14 protein-coding genes and 10 pseudogenes are annotated in these 18,847 nt (G+C 68.0%); 10 read left to right on the top strand and 14 right to left on the bottom strand.

Features of this window, described 5'->3' with window-relative positions; all coding sequences use genetic code 11:
* Positions 1–93 precede the first annotated feature (93 nt).
* From ACWGSR_RS30215 to ACWGSR_RS30205, 3 genes and pseudogenes are all read right to left on the bottom strand, one after another.
* A pseudogene (locus ACWGSR_RS30215) lies at positions 94–573 on the bottom strand (transposase); the annotation flags it as partial.
* A gap of 19 nt (positions 574–592) precedes the next feature.
* A pseudogene (locus ACWGSR_RS30210) lies at positions 593–1,341 on the bottom strand (transposase).
* Between the two features lie 591 nt (positions 1,342–1,932).
* Positions 1,933–2,622, bottom strand: a complete 690-nt coding sequence (locus ACWGSR_RS30205; RefSeq protein ID WP_453571114.1) for a hypothetical protein — start codon at positions 2,620–2,622, stop codon at positions 1,933–1,935.
* Between the two features lie 275 nt (positions 2,623–2,897).
* On the opposite strand from ACWGSR_RS30205, the pseudogene ACWGSR_RS30200 reads away from it, so the two are divergent.
* A pseudogene (locus tag ACWGSR_RS30200) lies at positions 2,898–4,104 on the top strand (IS3 family transposase).
* A gap of 747 nt (positions 4,105–4,851) precedes the next feature.
* Here the strand turns inward: ACWGSR_RS30200 and ACWGSR_RS30195 are convergent.
* Positions 4,852–5,346, bottom strand: a complete 495-nt coding sequence (locus ACWGSR_RS30195) for a hypothetical protein (RefSeq protein ID WP_453571111.1) — start codon at positions 5,344–5,346, stop codon at positions 4,852–4,854.
* 410 nt (positions 5,347–5,756) lie between these two features.
* On the opposite strand from ACWGSR_RS30195, the gene ACWGSR_RS30190 reads away from it, so the two are divergent.
* Positions 5,757–6,023, top strand: coding sequence for a hypothetical protein (locus tag ACWGSR_RS30190; RefSeq protein ID WP_453571108.1), 267 nt, complete (start codon positions 5,757–5,759; stop codon positions 6,021–6,023).
* A gap of 158 nt (positions 6,024–6,181) precedes the next feature.
* Here ACWGSR_RS30190 and ACWGSR_RS30185 read toward each other — a convergent pair whose 3' ends face one another.
* From ACWGSR_RS30185 to ACWGSR_RS30175, 3 genes and pseudogenes are all read right to left on the bottom strand, one after another.
* Complete coding sequence (locus ACWGSR_RS30185; RefSeq protein ID WP_453571181.1) at positions 6,182–6,376, bottom strand: hypothetical protein; 195 nt, start codon at positions 6,374–6,376, stop codon at positions 6,182–6,184.
* 44 nt (positions 6,377–6,420) lie between these two features.
* Positions 6,421–6,612, bottom strand: a pseudogene (locus ACWGSR_RS30180) (transposase family protein); the annotation flags it as partial.
* Positions 6,613–6,856: 244 nt separating this feature from the next.
* Positions 6,857–7,141, bottom strand: a pseudogene (locus ACWGSR_RS30175) (transposase family protein); the annotation flags it as partial.
* A gap of 269 nt (positions 7,142–7,410) precedes the next feature.
* Between ACWGSR_RS30175 and ACWGSR_RS30170 the strand changes: the two are divergent.
* The 3 genes and pseudogenes from ACWGSR_RS30170 to ACWGSR_RS30160 form a co-directional block, all read left to right on the top strand.
* Positions 7,411–7,623 (top strand): annotated as a pseudogene (locus ACWGSR_RS30170) (IS5 family transposase); the annotation flags it as partial.
* Positions 7,624–8,208: 585 nt separating this feature from the next.
* Positions 8,209–9,411, top strand: a complete 1,203-nt coding sequence (locus tag ACWGSR_RS30165) for an IS110 family transposase (RefSeq protein ID WP_453571105.1) — start codon at positions 8,209–8,211, stop codon at positions 9,409–9,411.
* Positions 9,412–9,453: 42 nt separating this feature from the next.
* Positions 9,454–9,747 carry a hypothetical protein gene (locus ACWGSR_RS30160; RefSeq protein ID WP_453571102.1) on the top strand — a complete coding sequence of 98 codons (294 nt, stop codon included), beginning with the start codon at positions 9,454–9,456 and terminating at the stop codon, positions 9,745–9,747.
* A 66-nt stretch (positions 9,748–9,813) separates the two neighbouring features.
* Here the strand turns inward: ACWGSR_RS30160 and ACWGSR_RS30155 are convergent, their stop codons facing one another.
* The 3 genes and pseudogenes from ACWGSR_RS30155 to ACWGSR_RS30145 all read right to left on the bottom strand — a co-directional run.
* A complete protein-coding gene (locus ACWGSR_RS30155; protein WP_376239791.1) occupies positions 9,814–10,545 on the bottom strand; it encodes a sporulation protein in 732 nt (243 codons plus the stop codon).
* Positions 10,546–10,685: 140 nt separating this feature from the next.
* The gene (locus ACWGSR_RS30150; RefSeq protein ID WP_453571098.1) at positions 10,686–11,219 is read right to left on the bottom strand and encodes a transposase; all 534 of its coding nucleotides are present in this window, start codon (positions 11,217–11,219) and stop codon (positions 10,686–10,688) included.
* Positions 11,220–11,304: 85 nt separating this feature from the next.
* Positions 11,305–11,460 (bottom strand): annotated as a pseudogene (locus ACWGSR_RS30145) (helix-turn-helix domain-containing protein); the annotation flags it as partial.
* Positions 11,461–11,649: 189 nt separating this feature from the next.
* Between ACWGSR_RS30145 and ACWGSR_RS30140 the strand changes: the two are divergent.
* A pseudogene (locus tag ACWGSR_RS30140) lies at positions 11,650–11,733 on the top strand (IS5/IS1182 family transposase); the annotation flags it as partial.
* A 152-nt stretch (positions 11,734–11,885) separates the two neighbouring features.
* On the opposite strand, the pseudogene ACWGSR_RS30135 reads toward ACWGSR_RS30140, so the two are convergent.
* Positions 11,886–12,757, bottom strand: a pseudogene (locus ACWGSR_RS30135) (transposase).
* Positions 12,758–12,977: 220 nt separating this feature from the next.
* Positions 12,978–13,232 carry a hypothetical protein gene (locus ACWGSR_RS30130; protein WP_453571095.1) on the bottom strand — a complete coding sequence of 85 codons (255 nt, stop codon included), beginning with the start codon at positions 13,230–13,232 and terminating at the stop codon, positions 12,978–12,980.
* A 389-nt stretch (positions 13,233–13,621) separates the two neighbouring features.
* Here ACWGSR_RS30130 and ACWGSR_RS30125 point away from each other — a divergent pair, with 389 nt between their 5' ends.
* Positions 13,622–14,086, top strand: a complete 465-nt coding sequence (locus ACWGSR_RS30125) for a hypothetical protein (protein ID WP_376239704.1) — start codon at positions 13,622–13,624, stop codon at positions 14,084–14,086.
* A gap of 90 nt (positions 14,087–14,176) precedes the next feature.
* Here ACWGSR_RS30125 and ACWGSR_RS30120 read toward each other — a convergent pair whose 3' ends face one another.
* Complete coding sequence (locus ACWGSR_RS30120) at positions 14,177–14,617, bottom strand: hypothetical protein (protein WP_453571092.1); 441 nt, start codon at positions 14,615–14,617, stop codon at positions 14,177–14,179.
* A gap of 375 nt (positions 14,618–14,992) precedes the next feature.
* Between ACWGSR_RS30120 and ACWGSR_RS30115 the strand changes: the two genes are divergently transcribed.
* The gene (locus ACWGSR_RS30115) at positions 14,993–16,345 is read left to right on the top strand and encodes a TerD family protein (protein ID WP_453571089.1); all 1,353 of its coding nucleotides are present in this window, start codon (positions 14,993–14,995) and stop codon (positions 16,343–16,345) included.
* Here the strand turns inward: ACWGSR_RS30115 and ACWGSR_RS30110 are convergent.
* Positions 16,342–16,602, bottom strand: a pseudogene (locus ACWGSR_RS30110) (IS630 family transposase); the annotation flags it as partial. The gene ACWGSR_RS30115 and the pseudogene ACWGSR_RS30110 sit on opposite strands and share 4 nt — an antisense overlap.
* Before the next feature lie 558 nt (positions 16,603–17,160).
* Between ACWGSR_RS30110 and ACWGSR_RS30105 the strand changes: the two are divergent.
* Together ACWGSR_RS30105 and ACWGSR_RS30100 are read left to right on the top strand one after the other, a co-directional pair.
* A complete protein-coding gene (locus ACWGSR_RS30105) occupies positions 17,161–17,754 on the top strand; it encodes a TetR/AcrR family transcriptional regulator (RefSeq protein WP_453571175.1) in 594 nt (197 codons plus the stop codon).
* Positions 17,751–18,593, top strand: coding sequence for an alpha/beta fold hydrolase (locus tag ACWGSR_RS30100; RefSeq protein ID WP_453571086.1), 843 nt, complete (start codon positions 17,751–17,753; stop codon positions 18,591–18,593). Before ACWGSR_RS30105 ends, ACWGSR_RS30100 begins: the two co-directional genes overlap by 4 nt.
* The last annotated feature ends 254 nt before the right edge of the window (positions 18,594–18,847 follow it).

Here is an 18,847-nt window from a genome sequence, read left to right as displayed (position 1 = left end):
AGACGGCGGCGCTGTGCCGCTCGCCGGCGCCATGCGCCGTCGTGCGGCCTTGAACCGTTCCGACTTTCCTGCCGGTGTTTTGCTGGCCGGTGATCAGTCGGCTCGTGGTTCTGTGTCAGCGTAGTGGGCTGCCTCGAACTCGGTGGGGCTGATCATGCCCAGACTTGAGTGCAGGCGCCGGTTGTTGTACCACTCGACCCAGGAGGCGGTGGCGTACTCGACGTCGGAGACGGTTCTCCAGGGGCCGTCATGGAAGACGCTGGTGCGGATGCATTCGGACTTGTAGAGGCCGTTGATGGTCTCCATCAGGGCGTTGTCATAGGCGTCGCCGACGCTCCCGACCGAGGGGCTGATGCCCTCGAGCCGGAGATGTTCGGTGAACCGCACGCTCGTATATTGCGAGCCCGCGTCCGAGTGGCATATGAGCCGGTCCCGCCCGACCGGTGTGCCCTCGTGGCCGCGGCGCCACAGCGCCATCCTGAGTGGCACGTCGGCCAACTCCACGTCTCGTTTCACGGACGCGTGCCAGCCCACGATCTTCTGGGAGAAGCCGTCCACGATGAACGCCACGCAGGTGGACGACTGAGCATTTTCAGCGTTGACGCTCCAGGGTGAGGATGGCTGCGGCGATGGCGGTCATGCGGTTGGGGCTGCAGCGGGTCCGGCGGAAGATGCGCCAGGACTTCAGCCTTGCGATGCTTCGTTCGACCGGCGCTCGTGCCGCTGACAGGGCCCGGTTGATCGTTCGCTGGGTCGAGGTGAGGTCCCGGCCGGGGAGCCGTCTGATCGGTGTGGTCACCCAGGGCCCGCGCCGATGTAGGCGCGGTCGGCGAGGACGGGGACGCCCTGGCGTTCGCAGATCCGGATGATGCGGTGGGTGCGGGCCGCGGTCAGATCATGGGTGCGGCCGGGCAGTGCGGGTGAGATCCACAGCAGCTTGCCCGCGGGATCGGCGACGACCTGCACGTTCACACCGTGACGGCGGTGCTTCTGTGAGAAGTCGGCCCGGCTGTCGCCGACGCGGTCGCACTCGGCGAGGGTCCCGTCGAGCAGGACGTGGTCCGGATCGGTCTCGCGCAGGACCCGCAGCAGGCCGGGCGCCTTCCGGGACAGATGCCCGACGAGGGCCGTGACGTGGGCGTGGGCGGTGCCGACGGATATGCCGAAGCCGGCGGCGATCTGCGTGAGCGTGTCGTGGCGGCGGAGGCAGACCAGGCCCACGAGGGCCCGCTGGTGGGGCGGGAGCTTGCAGCGGCGGTCACCCTCACGGGTGACGATGAGCATGGATACCCACTCGACCAGAGCACGAGGCAGATCGAGTGCGTCAGGGTAGGGAACCAATGAGGCTCCTGCGCTGATGAGTTGAGACGTCGAACACCTCTCTCAACGGCACAGGAGCCTCGCGCGTTGTGGGACGTCTGCCCGTCACCCGATCAGTGGCCGCCCTGAAAGAGCTCACTGTTCTCTCTGCGCACGAGGTCAGCACCATCATGTGCAACCCGCTGGAAACACAGGGCGACGATCCAGGAGAGGCCTCGGTCGAGGCCGGTCTCGATCGGCGCGAAGGGGAGCATAACGGTGCGGAGCCAGCCGTGGAGGCGGCTGGCCGGGTCAATGAGGTACTCGGCGTAGCGGGTGAGGGAAGCCCTTACCGAACCAAGCCCAGGCCGCCGCGCGCAGGTCACCACCACCGGAGAGGTGCGATGGGAGCAGGCACTACTGGCCGACCTTGGCCGCGTGGACCGCACACCCGTGATCACACCGCCCGCCGTATCCGTGATCCGTACGTCACCGGCTCGGCACACGGCTGCTCCGGCCGGCCATGCGCCCGCCGCCGACCCACCCGGGAAAACAGCTCCGCCCCGCACCGGTACCGGGGGTGGAGCGTGTTCCTCAGCCGAGGTCGGCGGCCGAGGCGGCTGAGGGCGCGTCTCAGTAGCGGGCCGCGTCCGAGGCCCGCCGGAACCGGCCCTCGAAGGCCTCGAAGACCCGGCGCGGCGGCAGGCTCTTGTACTGGGTGATGACACCGCCGGTCCGGACGAACGTGACAGTCCGGCCGGTATCCGCCAGATCGGTCGGCAGGTCGACAATCTGGCTGCTGGACACCATGCGGAACGGCGGTTCCAGGACACGGTAGGCCAGCGCCTCGTCCCCCACCGGATACGCGGGCGGAACCTCCTTCAGCCCGAAACCATAGGAGAAATCGGCGTACTCGGCGTTGTAGGCGGCGCATCCCGGCAGTGCCGCCCGCATCTCCTCCATCACCGTCACCGCGACATCGGGGGCGTAACTGTAGGACTCCGCCTCGTACCGCTCCTGGGTACGGCCCGTTTCCGTCAGGACGACCAGGGTGGAGGCCTCCGGAGCGCGTTCGTGTGACAGCAGCGCGACGCTCATGTCGCCGCACAGGAGGTCGGGGTTCGGACCCAGTGTGAGATCGGGATACGCGAACTCCGCGCGATAACCCGGAACTTCCTTGCCGCGGGGCAGGATCTTCATCATCCGCGCCATGTCCAAGGTCCCGTCCCGGCCGGCGGAGCTGTCGCCCGCGAGCAGTACGACACCTCCGGCGGCCAGCACGACAGCCGGAAGCAGGACGGACAACAGCGGACGGTAGCGCACAGGGCCTCCTCCTCGGACAGATCCCGCCCATCCTGCCGTGTCGCCCTCCGGCCCCGGGACACCGGGTGGGTCAGCCGCCAGGCCGCAGCGAACGCTGAGCGCCGTCTGGCAGGGAAAGACAGCCCGATCGAGGCGTCACGGCCCGATGCCGGGGCAGGCACGTGGCGAACGGGCACGCATGCCATGCCCCGCAGGGAAGTCGGGCGTACGGGCCTTACCCCCTGATGTTGGACACGCGAGACACTGGATCCTGAGGATCTGAGAACGGACATCTCGTGGTCATGAAGAACTACCCGCCGCAGTTCAGGGCGGACATGATCGCGCTGTACGAGTCGCGGCCCGAAGCGACGATCAGGTCGGTCGCCGCCGATCTAGGGATCGACCCGGAGATGTTGCGGAACTGGATGAGGGCGGCCGGGGCGAGCCGGCCCCGGGGACGCCGCACGGAGGTACCGGCCGAGCCGCCCACGCCGCTGGAGGCGGAGAACGCCGCTCTGCGCAGGAAGGTCCGTGAGCTGGAGGAGGAACGCGAGATCCTGCGCAAGGCGGCGAAGTATTTCGCCGGCCAAACGCGCTGGTGAGCCGCTTCCAGTGCGTCGCCGACCTCCAGCGCCGCTACGGCGTGAAGCGGCTGTGCAGTGTCCTCGGCATCAGTTGCTCGAGTTTTTTACTACTGGCGCCAGACCGCCGCGGACCGGGCCTCCCGGCGGGCGGCCGACGCCCGTCTGGCCGCCCGGATACGGGTGGTGCATCTCGAGTCGGACGGCACCTACGCAAGCCCCGCGGATCACCGCCGAGCTGCGTGAGACGAGTGGTGAGGCGGTCAATCACAAGCGTGTCGCCAGGATCATGCGGGCGTCCGGGATCGAAGGAGTCCGGTTGCGCCGCCGGCATCGCACCACCGTCTCCGACCCGGCTGCCGGCAAGGCGCCAGACCTGATCGGCCGCGACTTCACCGCAGAGACCCCGAATACGAAGTACGTCGGCGACATCACCTACCTGCCCATCGACAGCGGGAAGTTCTGCTACCTGGCGACCGTCATCGACCTCGCCTCACGCCGACTGGCCGGATGGGCGATCGCCGACCACATGCGCACCGAGCTCGTCACTGACGTCCTGACCGCAGCGATCCACACCCGCGGCAGCCTGGCCGGATCGATCATTCACACCGACCACGGAGCCCAGTACACGAGCAGGTCCTTCGCTGAAGTCTGCAGGTCATCAGGGGTCCGGCGAAGCATGAGCGCGGTCGGGTCCAGCACGGACAACGCACTGGCGGAGTCCTTCAAAGCAACCTTCAAACGCGAGACCCTGCAGGGGCGAAAGAGCTGGCCGACCGAGCGTGAGGCCCGACTCGACGCCTTTCGATGGCTCCACCGCTACAACACCCGCCGCCGACAATCCCACCTCGGACAACGATCACCGATCACCTTCGAAAACGCCCTCCACCTCACACCGACTACGCTTGCACCAGCCACATAACCCGTGTCCAGGATCCGGGGTCAAGGCCCGTAAGTCAGGTCGGTCCCGCTCACCACGGCGGCCGGAGAGGGCTCAGGGCGACCGCAGGAGGCGCAGTAGACGCGCCGGGGCTCCTGGCCGCCCTGGCTCCGGTGACGCCGGAGGAGTCGGGCCGGCGCCCGGACAAGGCCGGGCCGGGGCGGGGCGGGGCGGGGCGGGGCGGGGCGGTCGACCGGACAACGGCAGCAGGCACCGGCCGGTTACCGATTACAGGTAACCGGTCCGGCAGGAACTGCCCGCACCACGCTGAGCAGCCAGAACCGGCAGACGCCCTGGCCTGTAACCGAGAACCGGTAACCGGTAACCACCTGAAGCGGCCGGACCGGTAGCGAGAGGGCACCGCGCCGACCACTCCAGGCCGCGCCACCGCCGTGCTTCCTGGATGCGCCTACGCGGACGAGACGGACGAGGACGCCCGGCCGTGCTTGCCAGCGCCCTGAGCTGCCGTGGTGAGCGAGGTGGTAAGTGCAGCGGTAAGCGGGCCGGCTCCTCGCCGGGCAGGGCTCCTGCGCGCCCGCCACCTCCGCCCGGCCAGGCATGTGGAGGACAGACCTATTTCTACGGCTAACGCGTACAAAGACACCTCATGCAGTTAAGCCGTCAAGCCGTGGGGTGTGAGGCCGTCCCCTTCAGATCTTGCCGAAGGTCCGCCCCTGGGCCTCAGCCGGCGCCCAGAGGCCGGTTGAGGGTGGAGGCAGGGCGGATGGGTCACCAGAGGCCGAAGAACCGTGTCCACCAGGTGGGCCGGGCCGAGAAGTGCTCCAGCGCGCTGGGGCCCTCGTAGCCGCTCTCCAACAGTTCCTCGGGGACGCTCACGTAGCCGAGGTCGGCCAGCGCCCGCTCCACGGTGGCGAGGTCGCCGAGGTCCAGCGCCCCCTCCTCGTAGGCATCGTCCGTACCGAAGAAGGCCCCCGGATTGTCGGCGCAGACCTCGGCGAGGGATCCGAACTTGCTCACGCAGACCACGATCCGCGTCTCGCAGACCGTCGCGTCCGCGGGCACGTGGACGCGCCCGTACTGGCTGGAGTCCTGGGTGTCCCGCTCGGACTCGCACATGGCACCGAAGTCCGCTTCGAGCCGACGCACCAGCCCACGGAACTTGAGTCCGGTCGCCGCGCGGTCGTAGTGCAGCGGCCGTTCCAGCCGCTCCGGGTCATCAAGCCCGCGCAACAAGGACAGCAGTTCCATCTCGCTCTTCGCCATCCACACATCCTGCCGCCCCTTTGGCGGGCGCAACGAGACAGGGCCGAGCATAAAAAATGCCCCGCACCCGAGAGGGGTGCGGGGAGGGGGGAGGGCTCAGTGGGCCGCCCGAGGACCCGTAGGAGAACGGGCAGGGGTGGGAGCGGCCCGGTGGTACTGCGTCCCAGAACAGCGTCTGGGCAACGGTGTCGGCGTACAGCTGAACGTACCCAGCCTGGTACAGACGAACGTGCCCGACGGGTTCCTCGGAGGATCTGTCGGGCAGGCAGTCCCGCCTGGGCCCGCCAGTGGTCGGCGTCGTGAGGATCGGCAAGCCAGCCAGCCAGACGCTCAGCGCCAGCTCGGAATGCCTCCGGCAATGAGCTCACCTCGCCGACCGCGAGCCTCAGGGCGTCAATGTCATGGGTGGCGTGATCGGTCTCGCACCAGCAGGCCACATTCACCGCCACATCGACTGCGAGCTGACCCAGGTCGGCCCACGCCACCTCAAGCTGGAACTCCAACTGATCGCCCTCAGCCGCATGCTCGACGACATCCAGGCCGAGGACGATCGGCGTCCACGGCTGCGCGCCCGGGAAGAGCGTGGTCAACGGCACGTCGTCAAAAGCACCTCGGTTCATGGCCATGAGTCGATCACAGTTCTCCCCGGCCCGAGCCACAAGGCGGCCCTTTCCTGAGGTCTACCGCAACAGGGCCGGCAGGTTGCCATCCACCAAGCTGGGCACGTTCATCCGTACCCGGCTGAGCACTTCAACAAGTACGGCGACACCCAGGCCCTAACGAGCTCGTGCACGGTGAGTGGTGAGACGTCGAGGGTCTCAGTGGGACCCGGTGCTCACCTCTCCCGTTCCGGGTCCAGGTCCGTGGTCTGCTGGTGGGAGAGCAGGCCGGCGACTGCTTGGATGGTGTCGCTCATATGCTCGCGGCGGCCGAGGTGGCGGGCCAGTGCCCACCAGTTCTTGAGGTGAGCGATGCCGTGCTCGACACGGATCCGCTGGAATGAATGCGCCTTGCGCTGCCGTTCGTGCATCTCCTCGACCAGTCCGGGGCGTTCTTCTTGAACTTGCGGTGTGGTGGTGTGATCACGCGTCCGCCGGTCTGGGCGCCGAGACCTTGATAGCCGGCGTCGGCGAGGAGCTCCACCGCTGGGCCGTCCGCCAGGAGCTTGACCAGCCCTGACTGGCGAGCATGGGTGATGTCCGCGCAGCTGCCTGGCCTGGCCGGGCTGCTGAACAGCACCCGTCCGTTCTGGTCGGTGAGGATCATGGTCTTGACGGCGTTCTACTTGTTCTTCCCGGAGATGAACGTGTCCCGGTCCTTGCGTCCGGCGTCCGGCGGCCGGCCGTCGGACCTGGATCTCGGTGCCGTCGACGATGCCGGTCTGTCCACTGGCTCCGAGGTGATCGATGACCTCAGCCAGCGTTCGCAGCCGGACGCCGGGGCTGATCGTGCAGCCCCGCTCGGCGAGCAGCGGCCGCACCTCACCGATGGCCTGGGTGATCGTGGAACGGTCCACACCGAACCAGCAGGCCAGCACATCATGAGTGGCACCGTGACGGAGATGAACGAGAGCGGAAAGGAGCCGGTCGACGAACACGAACCGGTACTTCGCACCGGCGCCCACAGCCCGCCTCCGCGGCCGAGAGGCAAGCCCGGCCTGGTGGCGCTCATGCCACAACGGACCCAACCCGACGACGAGTTCAGCAATCACATCAGCCGACAGCCCCGTGATCCGGCGATTGCCTATGATCACTGCACGAGCCACGGTCCCCACCACTCGACCATGATCAATCATCCGGAGCTCGACATCTCACCACTTACCGTGCACGAGCTCGCAACTGATCGTTTCAGAATGAGTTCGGCGTAGGATCTTGGCAGTCGTGTCGGGTGGCGGCAGAGTGGTGTGGGTGTCGGATGATCTTGCGCCTGATGAGCTGCGGGAGCGCATCGCCCCACTGCTGCCGCACCAACCTCCCCGCCGACACCGGTATCCAGTAGGCCTGCCGACGGACGACCGCGCCGCCCTGCGGGGCATCATCTACGTGGTGCGCAAGAACGTGAGAGGGATTTCAGGTCCAGCCCAAGCGCTGGGCGGTCGAGCGGACATTGTCATGGATCACCGCACACCGCCGCCTGGCCCGCGACTACGAGCAGCAGCCGGCACATTCCGAGACCATGATCCGCTGGGCCATGATCGGCATCATGGTCCGCCGGCTCACCCGGGGCCGACCGGCAACCCGACCAGGCCCCCGACCCCTCTCACGCGTCGATCAATGAGATCTCAAACGCGGTCTCAGGTCTCTGCTGGCCGCTGCTGCGGTCGGTTGTGGACGGTTGTGGGCGGTGATGGTGCTGGTCATGCAGACCGATGCACCGTTCTGGCACTCGCTGGTGTTCGAGGGGAGCCACGAGTCCGCCCGGGCACGGCCGCCCGACCCTCGACGAGATAGACGCACAGCCGCACCTGGCTGGCGGGGCACAAGCTCCCCCGCCAGCCGGTGATCGCCCCGGAGATCCAGCGCTCCCCCGGCGTGAAGGCCGACTACCGGTGGGCGAAGGCAGTCGCGACGGAGACGGACTTCCAGGGTGATCCCGTGGGGCGCGGCGCCTGCCGCGTGTACCGCCCATTACCTTCTTCGTGGCTCCGCAATGGGGCTACCGGCCTTCGGGTCCGGCATGACTTCCCCCCCTTGTTGCTGATGATCCGGGGGGTGGTGTCACCGGGCCCGGAGGCATCGACGGACCGCTGATGAAGGGCTTGAGCACCGGCTTCACCCGGGCCGGAAGAGCTCTCCGTAACGTGGGTGTGGCAGCTCGGTGCCGAGGCAAGGCCGGACGAAAGCGTGATGGAGGGGCCTGCACGTGATCGACACCGGCGACATCGACGTCTTTCTCGGCCTGGACGTCGGCAAGGGCGAACACCACGCCACCGCCGTCACCCCAGCCGGGAAGAAGGCCTTCGGCAAGCGGTTACCCAATACCGAGCCCAAGCTCCGCGAGCTGTTCTCGAAGCTGCAGGCCAAGCACGGAACGGTGCTGGTCGTGGTCGACCAGCCGGCCTCGATCGGTGCCCTGCCGCTGGCCGTGGCCCGGGACATGGGATGCCCCGTCGCCTACCTTCCGGGGTTGACGATGCGGCGGATCGCCGACCTCTACCCCGGTGAGGCCAAGACGGATGCGAAGGACGCGTTCATCATCGCGGACGCCGCCCGGGCGATGCCGCACACGCTGCGGGCGATCGACGGCGAGGACGAGACGATCGCCGAGCTGGAGATGATCGTCGGGTTCGACGACGACCTGGCCGGCGAAGCGACCAGAGTCGCCAACCGGCTCCACGGCCTGCTCACCCAGATCCATCCCTCGCTGGAGCGGGTCCTGGGGCCGCGGTTGCAGCACCCGGCCGTCCTGACGCTGCTGGAGCGGTTCGGTTCCCCGGCCCAGATCCGCAAGGCAGGCCGGCGCCGCCTGGTCACCCTGCTACGGCCGAAGGCACCGAGGATGGCCGAGCGCCTGGTCGAGGACGTCTTCACCGCCCTGGACGAGCAGACCGTCACCGTCCCTGGCACGGACGCGGCCGCACTGATCGTCCCGAGCCTGGCCAGCTCACTGACCGCGGTACTTGACCAGCGCAAGCTGCTGGCCGGGCGGATCGAGGAACTCCTGGAGGACCACCCTCTTTCGAAGGTCCTGACGTCCATGCCGGGAATCGGCGTCAGGACCGGAGCCCGCATCCTGATCGAGGTCGGTGACGACAGCACCTTCCCGAGCGCCGGCCACCTCGCCGCCTACGCAGGACTCGCTCCGGCAACCCGCAGTTCCGGGTCCTCGATCCGCGGCGAACAGCCTTCCCGGAGAGGAAACAAGCAGCTCAAACGTGCCTTCTTCCTCTCCGCATTCGCCTCGCTGGGCGATCCTGCCTCCCGCGCCTACTACGACAAGAAGATCGCCCAAGGGAAGCACCACACCCAGGCCCTGCTCTGCCTCGCCAGACGCCGGGCCGACGTCCTCTTCGCGATGCTCCGCGACGGAACCTTCTACGAACCCCAACCCATCCGAGCGACTTGAGACCTGCTTGCCCTCCGCCCAAGCCCATGGTCAGCTACGGCCATGGGGGACGAGAATTCCGAGCACTTGGCACTCATCCGTCGCTGGCTCGCGGGCGAAACCGTCAACAACACCGTCGGCATCAAGGTCGTCAGCGGCCCTTTCCACGGACGGACCAAAATCGTCGAGCTCGACCAGTCAGGACTGCCGCCCGCAGGCTTCCAAGGTCGCCCCGGTCGAACATCAGGACCCTGGAACTCCGCCGCCAAACACACTTACCTGGCAGTTCCAGCCCCCGACACCTCTGCGGGCTGGATCTACGAATACGCAGGCATCGACACAGCCGCAGATGCCTGACGCACGCCCGCCACCGGGGCCACCCCAACAGCTTGACCAAAGAGATAGGGGCCCCCGGGGGCGACCTCAGGCCCCGTACTGATTCTTCATGTGCGCCTCCAGCCGGGCGTTGAGCGCCGCCTGGTCAGCCGCGGCCTCCTCGTGGGTCAGGGTGAGCCGGGGAGCCCAGCCCCCCGCGCACACATCGATGAACTCGGGCAGGGTGACGATCATCATCTCCAGCATCGCGGGCCGGTAGCCAGGAGGGAAGGCGAGCTCGAACTCCTGCCACCAGTCCACCTCCTGTCGGGAGTTCATGGCCCGACCCGGCTTGACCTCGGTGTCCACGTGCCGGAAGCCGAGCGCCTGGTAGGCCCGCAGCACGGCCGCCTGCGAGGGCAGGGCGTGTACCTCGACCTCGTCAAGGTCCCCGCGGTCCACGGCGTTGTCGATCGCGAGCTCGGTACGGACCGCGCTGTACGCGCCCCTGAGCCGCTCCCCGTCGGAGTGGGTGAGCGGCATGCCCAGCGGCAGCCGGAAGGTGAACGCATGGGTTCGGACTTCCCCGGCGGCCAGCGTGAAGGGCGCACCGAACTCCCGGGCCTCCACCACGTGCAGGTAGCGGGCCTCGGCCCCGTGGTTCTCGAAGCGGACCACCAGCTCGGCCTGGAAGCGTTCGATCTCCGCGTCCACGGCGCCGCCCCGGACCGTGACCGTGCCGGACAGCTCCTGGCCGGGCTGGACCTGATACTCGTCGAGCACGGTCTCGACCTCGGGTGCGTTGACCCCCAACGCGCTGAGGAACTTGCGGAACGCCATGCGGCATACCCCCCTGAGAGAAGGCCGGAACCGGCCTTGATGATGATCGCGAACCACGCTATCCGGTCGGCTTCCGGCCGAACAGTGCCGGGCCGGGCGAACACACCGGCCGCGCCGCCGGACCCTTACTGATCTCTTCGTTAGTTGGGTGGGTTTGGTGGGTGGAGGGTGAGTCCAGTGTTGGTGAGGAAGGACCAGCGCAGTTGCGGGTTGGTGTTGATCCGGTGGATGCCTTGTTCGGTGGCGTCGGCGACGTCTGCGAGGTGGTCGCCGGCGAGGTTGGCGAGCTCGCGTTTCTTCAGAGAGGACCACAGCAGCTCCACCGGATTCAGCTCGGGTGCGTAGGCGGGTAATCGCTCCAGGGTCAGCCAGTCCTGCTCGGCTACCCAGGCCCGCATCGCCTGGCTCCAGTGGGCCGACAGCCCGTCCCAGACCAGCACCACCCGCTCGCCGCGGTAGAACACCTTCACCTGCTGAAGGACCTCGATGAGCCCGGCGGTGTCGTAGCTGCCGGGCTTGAGGTGGAAACACAGCCGAGGACCGCGATCGGGGTCGGCCGCGTGGTAGCCCAGCGCCGCGGCCATCGAGGCGCGTTTCCAGTTCAGCCGATGCCGTAGAAGAGGTGTGCGGCCGCGGGGTGCGTAGGTGCGGCGGACCTGCGGCAGCAGTGACACGCCGGATTCGCCCGGGGAAGACGATCCAGGCACGTGTGTTCACCGCCCCTTTTTTGATCCGCGGCCACTCGTGCGCGATCCAGCGGGCGATCTCCGACTCGTCCCGCTCCACCGCCCGCCGCTCCGGGCGTTGCAGACTCCACCCGAGCCGGCCGGCCGGCAACCGCCACACCGACGCCCGGGACAGGGCCACTGCGGTCACCCGCTCGACCACCAGACCGACCCGCTCCAGCGTCCACAGATCAGCCTCGAAACCATGCGCCTGGGCACCTTACTCGAGTGCGGTCCTCACCCGCTCGACCTGGTTGTCGTCCAGTTTGGGCGGACGACCGGTGGCCGGACGCCGTCGCAACCCGTCAGTACCGCCCTCCTCCAACGAAAAGATCAGTAAGACCGTGTCCTACGTGGTGAGGCGGTCGTCGGGTTTGTCATGGGGCGGGGTACGTGGAGTTGGATTGTTCCGGACGGGTTGTGGGAGATCGCGAAGCCGTTGATCCCGCCCTCTCGGGTGCGGCGGAGGCGAGTGAGCTGCGAAGCAGAGCGGTTGAAGCAGCCTGGTCGTCACAAACAAGGCATTCGACTTGTCACAGACGCTCATTCAGTAGTCTTTCTGACACAAGAAACGAAGATCGGGAGCCTGAGATCCTCCGCAGCGCCTCCATGAGCTCATGGCCACTGCATGTGCTGGGTCGGGAAGGCCAAGGGCTGTCCCGTAAATGATCTTCGAGCCGCTTTGGGCGAGGTCGGCCGTCGTGCGGATCCGCCGGCCTGTCCGGAGAGCGCGAGGTTGTACATCCGTGCGATGCCGAGCATGGCGTGGCGGACGCCATCTCCTTTGAGTCGGCAGTCGCGGAGGGTCTTCCAGGTCTTCATGCGGGCGAAGACGTGCTCGACGCGCGCTCGGACCTGCTTGTGGGCCGGTGGTGCTCTTCTTTCCAGTCGGGGAGTTCGGGCTGGTCCTTCGCCTTTCGGTGCGGGGTGACCAGACCGGTGCCCTGACGGCCGCCGTCGGCGATCGTGGTCGTGTTTCCGAGAGCGGCCTTGGCGCCGGATTCCTCCCGGCCGCGGGGGTCGTGCCGGTTGCCTGGCAGCGGCCGGCCGACCACCATGACGCGGCGGGTGTCCGCGTCGATGACGATCTAGTAGGCGGTGGAGTGGCTGTGGTTCTTTGGCTGTTTGGCGATGCTGTGGTCGCGGGTGGGTACGAGCGTGCCGTCCACGACGAGCACGATGTCCCTGGCGAACCGCTTGCGGGGCTGGAGCGCGAGCATCGGCCCGAGGCGGTCGATGATGCGGTCCGCCACCGACTTCGAGAGGCCGAACAACGGCGCGAGTTGCCGCATCGTCAAGTTCGTCCACCGGTACGCCGCGACCAGGAGAGCCCGGTCCTCCAACCGAAGGCTCCACGGTCGGCCCTTGCGGACCGCATCCGCACCCTCGCGCCGCAGAACCGTCACGAGCCTGCCGAACAGGCTGTGTCTCAGCTCGGTGAACGGGGCTGTCCGGGACTGTTTCGACGCCGTGATCACACCAGTCACGGCAGGATCGATCCTCACACGTTCCCGCCAGTACTGGTGCGCTGGTCACTTCCTTTGCAGGCACAGATCCTCTGAAGGAGGTGCGGCTCCGCGGCTCCGGAGGCATCCGAGGTGCGGTGGGCGGCGCCCGTCAGTCCGTGGAGCAGGACGCGGAAAGGCTGGTGCCCCTGCGCGATTCGCATCGCGCAGGGCACCGATTGTTCGGCCACGGGTCGGAGGATCAGCGGGCTTCCCACTGGGTGTGGGCGACCTCCGAGTTTGTCCGGACGAGCTTCCAGTCGTCCTCGATCGTGAAGAGCGAGTACCGGCCCGTTGCGTCCAGGGCGTCGAAGACCTGGTGGGCCCAAGCGTCCAAGTCCGGCTGATTTGCAGTGACCCGGGCCGGGTGGGAGTGGTGCGGCTCGTCCAGGTCCGGCGGCACCGAGACACAGACGCTCAGCCAGCGCTCGTAGTCCCCCAGGTGAAGGAGGGGCACTGCCCACCGGCGTCACCGGAGAACCCGGTGCCGAAGGCCGCTTCCAGATCAGCCCACAGGGTCTCCGCGAGGGTGACTCCGGGGGCCTGCGGCTCCCGAAAGCCGGCGTAGATGTTGTATTCGCTCAAGATGATCAGCCTCAGCCCACGTCGGAAGTCTTGTCGTAGCAGTATCCGATCAGTCGCACACCCCGGTCGGAGATCGTTTACCGGACAAGCCTCGGTCGAGGCCGCCGGCACCGAGTCCGTCTGGTCGCATCAGTGCAGCTGGGAGGACCTTTTCGCGCCGGCGGACGTCGACGCGGGCAGGTCCGGCCCGGATCTGGAGACGGCTGGACGAGACGGTGGACAGTCTCCTGGTGGGCAGACCGGGACGGTGCGCTCTGCTCGGTGCGCGATCTCGTACAGGAACCGGTGCTCACGAGCGATCCCATGCGGCACTTCACCCGGTGCCGGGACCGACGGCACCGTTCTGGCCCGCAGTTCCTGACCAGCATCGGCCGGCGCCACGACGCGAAGAGCCTGGCGAAGAGCCGGATGCCGCTGGCCCTGGACTTCGCCGGCGACGTGATGGACGTCGTCTCGCAACCGCTGAAGGTCTCCTTCGCGACCTGTGGCAAGCGCCGCGCCCACACCCCTGACTACCTCGCGGTGACCCGCCGCGGCATCTGGCCGGTCGACGTACACCCCGAGCCCTTGGTCAAGGAGGCGGACCGGGAGTCGTTCGCCCCGGCCACCGAGGTCGCCATCGCCTGCGGCTGGCGCTACACGGTGGCCACCCGCTACGACAAGCGCCATTACGTCTACCTCGGCACCGCCACTGCGGCAGCTCTCACGATCTGGCTCCGCACATGATCAACGGGAATGCTCCGTATCACTGATCCGGCAAGGTTCCGCGCTGCCGTAGTCGATGGTCTGCACCTCACAACAGCGATCGAACCGCCGCTATGCGGGGCGGAGAACGGGATCGATCTCTGCCAGGCTCTCGTGCAGCCGACGGGCCCCCTGGGCAACACGATCGTCGGTGTCGCCCGACATCTCGTCGCAGATCCGTAGCGCCTCGTCCAGATCGTCCGAGAAGATGCTGAAGACATCGACGATCGCAGTGTGGATGTAATCGGCGTGGTTGTCGTTGGCGACTGCCAGTGCGGACGCGACTATCGTCAGTCCGACCCTGTCCTTTCGCCGAAGCAAGCCCTCCGCGGTCCGCCGGGTGACGAAGGTGTCACCACTGTCAAGCACAAGGCTCAGCAGTAGCTTTACGGCCTCCGGCATCTCGGCAAACCCTGCCAGGCTGTGACCGGCATCCGCCCGGTCACGCCAGTCATCGCTTCGCCCGAGTTCGCCAAGCGTCACGACCACCGCACGCCGCAGGTCACTGTCCACGGATTCGCCCGCCCCTTCCCACGATTCCGGTCAAAGTATCACCGAGGCGCCTTACCGGATGATCGCCAGGACAGGTCCTAGGCGAACGGTCTGGGGTGCTCGTTCCAGTCGGTGAGCCAGGCCTGGATGTCGTGTTCGAGGGCCTGGACGGAGCGGTGGACGCCGCGCTTGGGCTTCTTCTGGGTGAGTTCGGCGAACCACCGCTCGACCAGGTTGAGCCAGGACGCGTTGGTCGGCGTGAAGTGCAGGTGGAACCGGGCGCGGGCCGGCGGCAGTCACTCCTTGATGTCGGACGCCCTATGGGTCGCATAGTGGTCCGGGACCAGACGACCTTGAAGATCGACCGGTGGTGGCCCGTGCCGCATGATGGGCGGCATGGGTCACATAACCGAGAGTTCCTGGGTGCCTTCGGTCACCCTGCGGGTCGGCGTCGGGACCGCGGACGTGGCGGTGTTGCTGCTGGACTCGGACGGCCGGGTCCGGAGTGACGCGGACATGGTCTTCGCCGGGCAGCCCGTTCACCCCTCCGGCGCGGTACGGCACGACAGGGGGTCGCTGGCCGTCGCCCTGCACGAGGTGGAGGCGGAGGTCGAGCGGATCGCGATCGTCGGGTCGGCGGCCGGCGGCTCCCTGGCCGCGATGGCCCCGGACAGGGCGGTCGTCGTCGCGTACCTGGTGGGAGTTCCGGAAGGCGCGGAAGCCGTCGTGTTCGGTGAGTTCTTCCGCGAGTCCGGGGGCTGGAAGTTCACCGGGATCGGCAAGGGGTACGCGTCCGGGCTGGCGGCGCTCGTCACGGATTACGGCGTCGAGGTCGCGGAGGAGGAGCCGGCCGCGAGCGCGGTGGGGAAGCCGGCCCAGGGTCTGGTGAAGCAGCCGGCCGTGGCGCCGGTGGCTGCCGGTCCGGTGTCGCTGACCAGCGTGGCGAAGTTGCCCGCCGAACGCGACGCGGCGGGCGACGACGGCGGTCACCCAGCCTCGTCGAGTAGCGCGAGCGGTGTGAACGCCTCTACGAAGGACGGGTGGGCCGCTGCGGACAGCGGCGGAAAGAACGGCAAGGGCGGATGGGCCTCTTCGGTCGCCGGCCGGATGTACGGGTGGGTGTCGGGCGGCGGTGCCCGGGGGCTCGGCGAGGACGGGGAGTTCGGGCCGGACTTCAAGCCCTTCACTGCCAAGGGCGAGGGCGATTCGGTCGTCACCGTGGACTCCCGGGTGCCGGCCGGCCCGGTCCTCATCGAGGTGACGCACCAGGGCACCGACACCTACATCGGGGTCCTCTCCCTCGACGAGAACAATGAGGACGACGGGCCCTCCCTCTTCAGCAGTCGGCTCCCGGACTTCACGGGCAGCACCGTCGCCGAGGCCCCCGAGGGCCGTCCTCTGCGCCTGCGACTGGCCGCGTACAACGCCTGGACCGTGCGGGTGCGTCCGGTGGGCGCCGCCCGCCGACTGCGCGGGACACTGAAGGGATACGGCCCCGAGGCCCTGCTGTACACGGGCGGGCCCGCCGACCTGACGGTCGATTTCAAGGGCGACAAGGACGGCGAGGGCTACGTCGGCCTCCAGTGCCACAAGGTCGTCGACGGCACGGTGCTCTCGCCCCGCCCCACCCTGCTCCTCAACAAGACCGGACGGCAGCGGGCGACGGTCCCGCTCCCCGGGGGCCCGCTGCTGCTGCTCTTCATGGGCGACGGCAGGTGGTCGCTGACCGTCCGTGAGCTGGACTTCTAGTGATCCGAGTCGGAGATTCGTCGACAGTGGGCGACGACTTTGTCGAGGATCTCGTCTGCGGTTTTCGTCCAGACGAACGGTCTGGAGTGTTCGTTCCAGTCGGTGAGCCAGGCCCGGATGTCGCGTTCGAGGGCTTGGATGGAGCGGTGGACGCCGCGCTTGGGCTTCTTCTGGGGAAGTTCGGCGAACCACCGCTGGACCAGGTTGAGCCAGGACGCGCTGGTCGGCGTGAAGTGCAGGTGGAACCGCGGACGGCTTGACGATCACCCGCTCGACGTCGACATCGGTGATCTTGCGCGGGACGCCCGGCAGTGGCAAAGCGGCGGTCCGCACTCTGACCCGGCGGAGAGCCAGCCGCGCAATCCCGGCAGACTCACCGTCCCCGCAAGCTCGTTCAATAGATGCCGGGGCCGGAACATGTCGAACGGCCCGCACCATCACCCAGTGGTGCGGGCCGTTCGACAACCCAAGGGCCTGCCGGAAGGGGGGAAGACCGGCAGGCCCTGCCCTTTTGAAGCGGTCCCACTCGCTCCGCCGTCTCCTGCCCCCGAACCCGGCCTCCATGCACCCGGACTTCCGGGAAGGGATCGTTCAGGGCATGTCGCCTTCCCAGTCCCAGCGAGCCGGGATCATCAGGGCGCGGATCGTACACACGGTGGCCAGTGGTAGAGGAAAGGTCTTGATCCATCCACCCGACCGGGCAGCCGCCGAGGACGGCCGCCGCCGATCGTGGACGTCCTTGTGGCTTGCATCCCCGATTGCTTTCCTAGGACCCCTAGGCTAAAACTAGGATCTCAAGGATCTTGGGAGGGTACATGGTGCGGGCCGGGCTGACAGCGGAGCGGGTGACGGTCGCGGGCGCAGAGCTGGCGGACGACGTCGGGCTCGACCAGGTGACCATGTCGCAGGTGGCGCGGCGGCTGGGCGTGAAGGACGCGAGCCTCTACACGCACGTGCGCAGCCTGGAAGATCTGCGCGGTCGGATCGCGCTGCTGGCGGCGGACGAGAAGACCATCCGCATCGCGGAGGCGACCACCGGGCGAGCGGGCAAGGACGCGCTCGTCGCCTTCGCGAATGCCTGGCGGGAGTACGCCCACCGGCATCCGGGCCGCTACACGGCGACGCAGACCCCGATCCAGATCGACCCCGAGCTGGCCGCGAAGGCGCCCGGACCACGGCGCGCGGTCGAGCTGACCTACGGCATGCTGCGCGGCTACGGACTGGCCGAGCCGGACCTGACCGACGCGGTCCGGTTGCTGCGCAGCACGTTCCACGGGTTCGTCGCCCTGGAAGCGGCGGGCGGCTTCGCGCACGAGCGTTCGCCACAGCAGTCCTGGACCCGCGCGCTCGACGCCCTGCACACCCTCCTGGAGCACTGGCCCCCGTCCCGAGAAGGAGACTCCTCATGACCGCCCCGACCATCGGCAGCCTGCGTGTGAACGGCGCGACCCTGCACTACGAAGTGCGAGGCCAGGGCCCGCTCGTGCTGCTGATTCCCGGAGGGACGGGAGGCGCGGCATCCTTCGACGGCATCGCCGACGACCTGGCCGCCGCATACACAGTCGCCACCTACGATCCCCGCGGCATGTCCCGCAGCACGCTGGACGACCCCGACGCCGAGCAGCAAGTGGCCGATCACGCCGATGACGCGTTCCGGATACTGGAACTGCTGTCGCCCGGTGAGCCCGCCCTGGTGTTCGGCGCCAGTTCGGGCGCGATCGCCGCCCTGCACCTGCTCACCGCCCACCCCGAACGCATCGCACGGGTTGTGGCGCACGAGCCGCCGGTGGTGGAGGTCCTGCCGGACGCGGCTGAACACCGCGCACTCATCGCACACGTGCAGAACACGTTCCGCACTCAAGGGCTCATGCCGGCGATGGCCGTGTTCGCTGCGGGCCTGAAGAAGGAGGACGACGCCGCCGAGCCGAAGGCCGAACCCGAGCTTCCGCCCCAAGCAGCGGCGCGGGCCGAGCAGACCATGGCCGACCTGCCGTACTTCGTCGGGCGGATCGTGCCCGGCTTCATGTCCTACGCGCCGGACATCCGTCGGCTGGAGGGGCTGTCGGACCGGCTCGTGATCGCCGGTGGCCAGGACTCACGCGGTGAACTGCCCTACCGCTCAGCGGCTTTCCTGGCCGAGCGTCTCGGCACGGAGCTCCAGCACTTCCCCGGTGGACACATCGGACTGACCACGCACCCCACAGAGTTCGGCGAGCTCCTGCGGAAGGCCCTCCGAGCCTCGATCTGAATCGCGCACAACCTGCTCAACTCCGCCGGAGGCGGTCGAAGGAAGCGACACGATCCCGAGACTCAACTCATCCGTGACCGTCTGAGGCAGGGGGGAGAACAGCAGTTCATAGCACCGCCATATGACGATCAGCCAAGGCTTGCCCCTCTCTCGGACCTGTGACCGGTCGGCCCTTCACCATCGGCCGGCCCGCACATCAGCACCGTGACCGGTCCATGCAGCCCCCGGGCCGGTCATCGGCCCCGCCGTCGGCA

The sequence above is a fragment of the Streptomyces sp. NPDC055632 genome (assembly GCF_053618675.1).
Note: the sequence above shows the minus strand (reverse complement) of the source record. Positions and strands in the feature narration are given on the sequence as shown.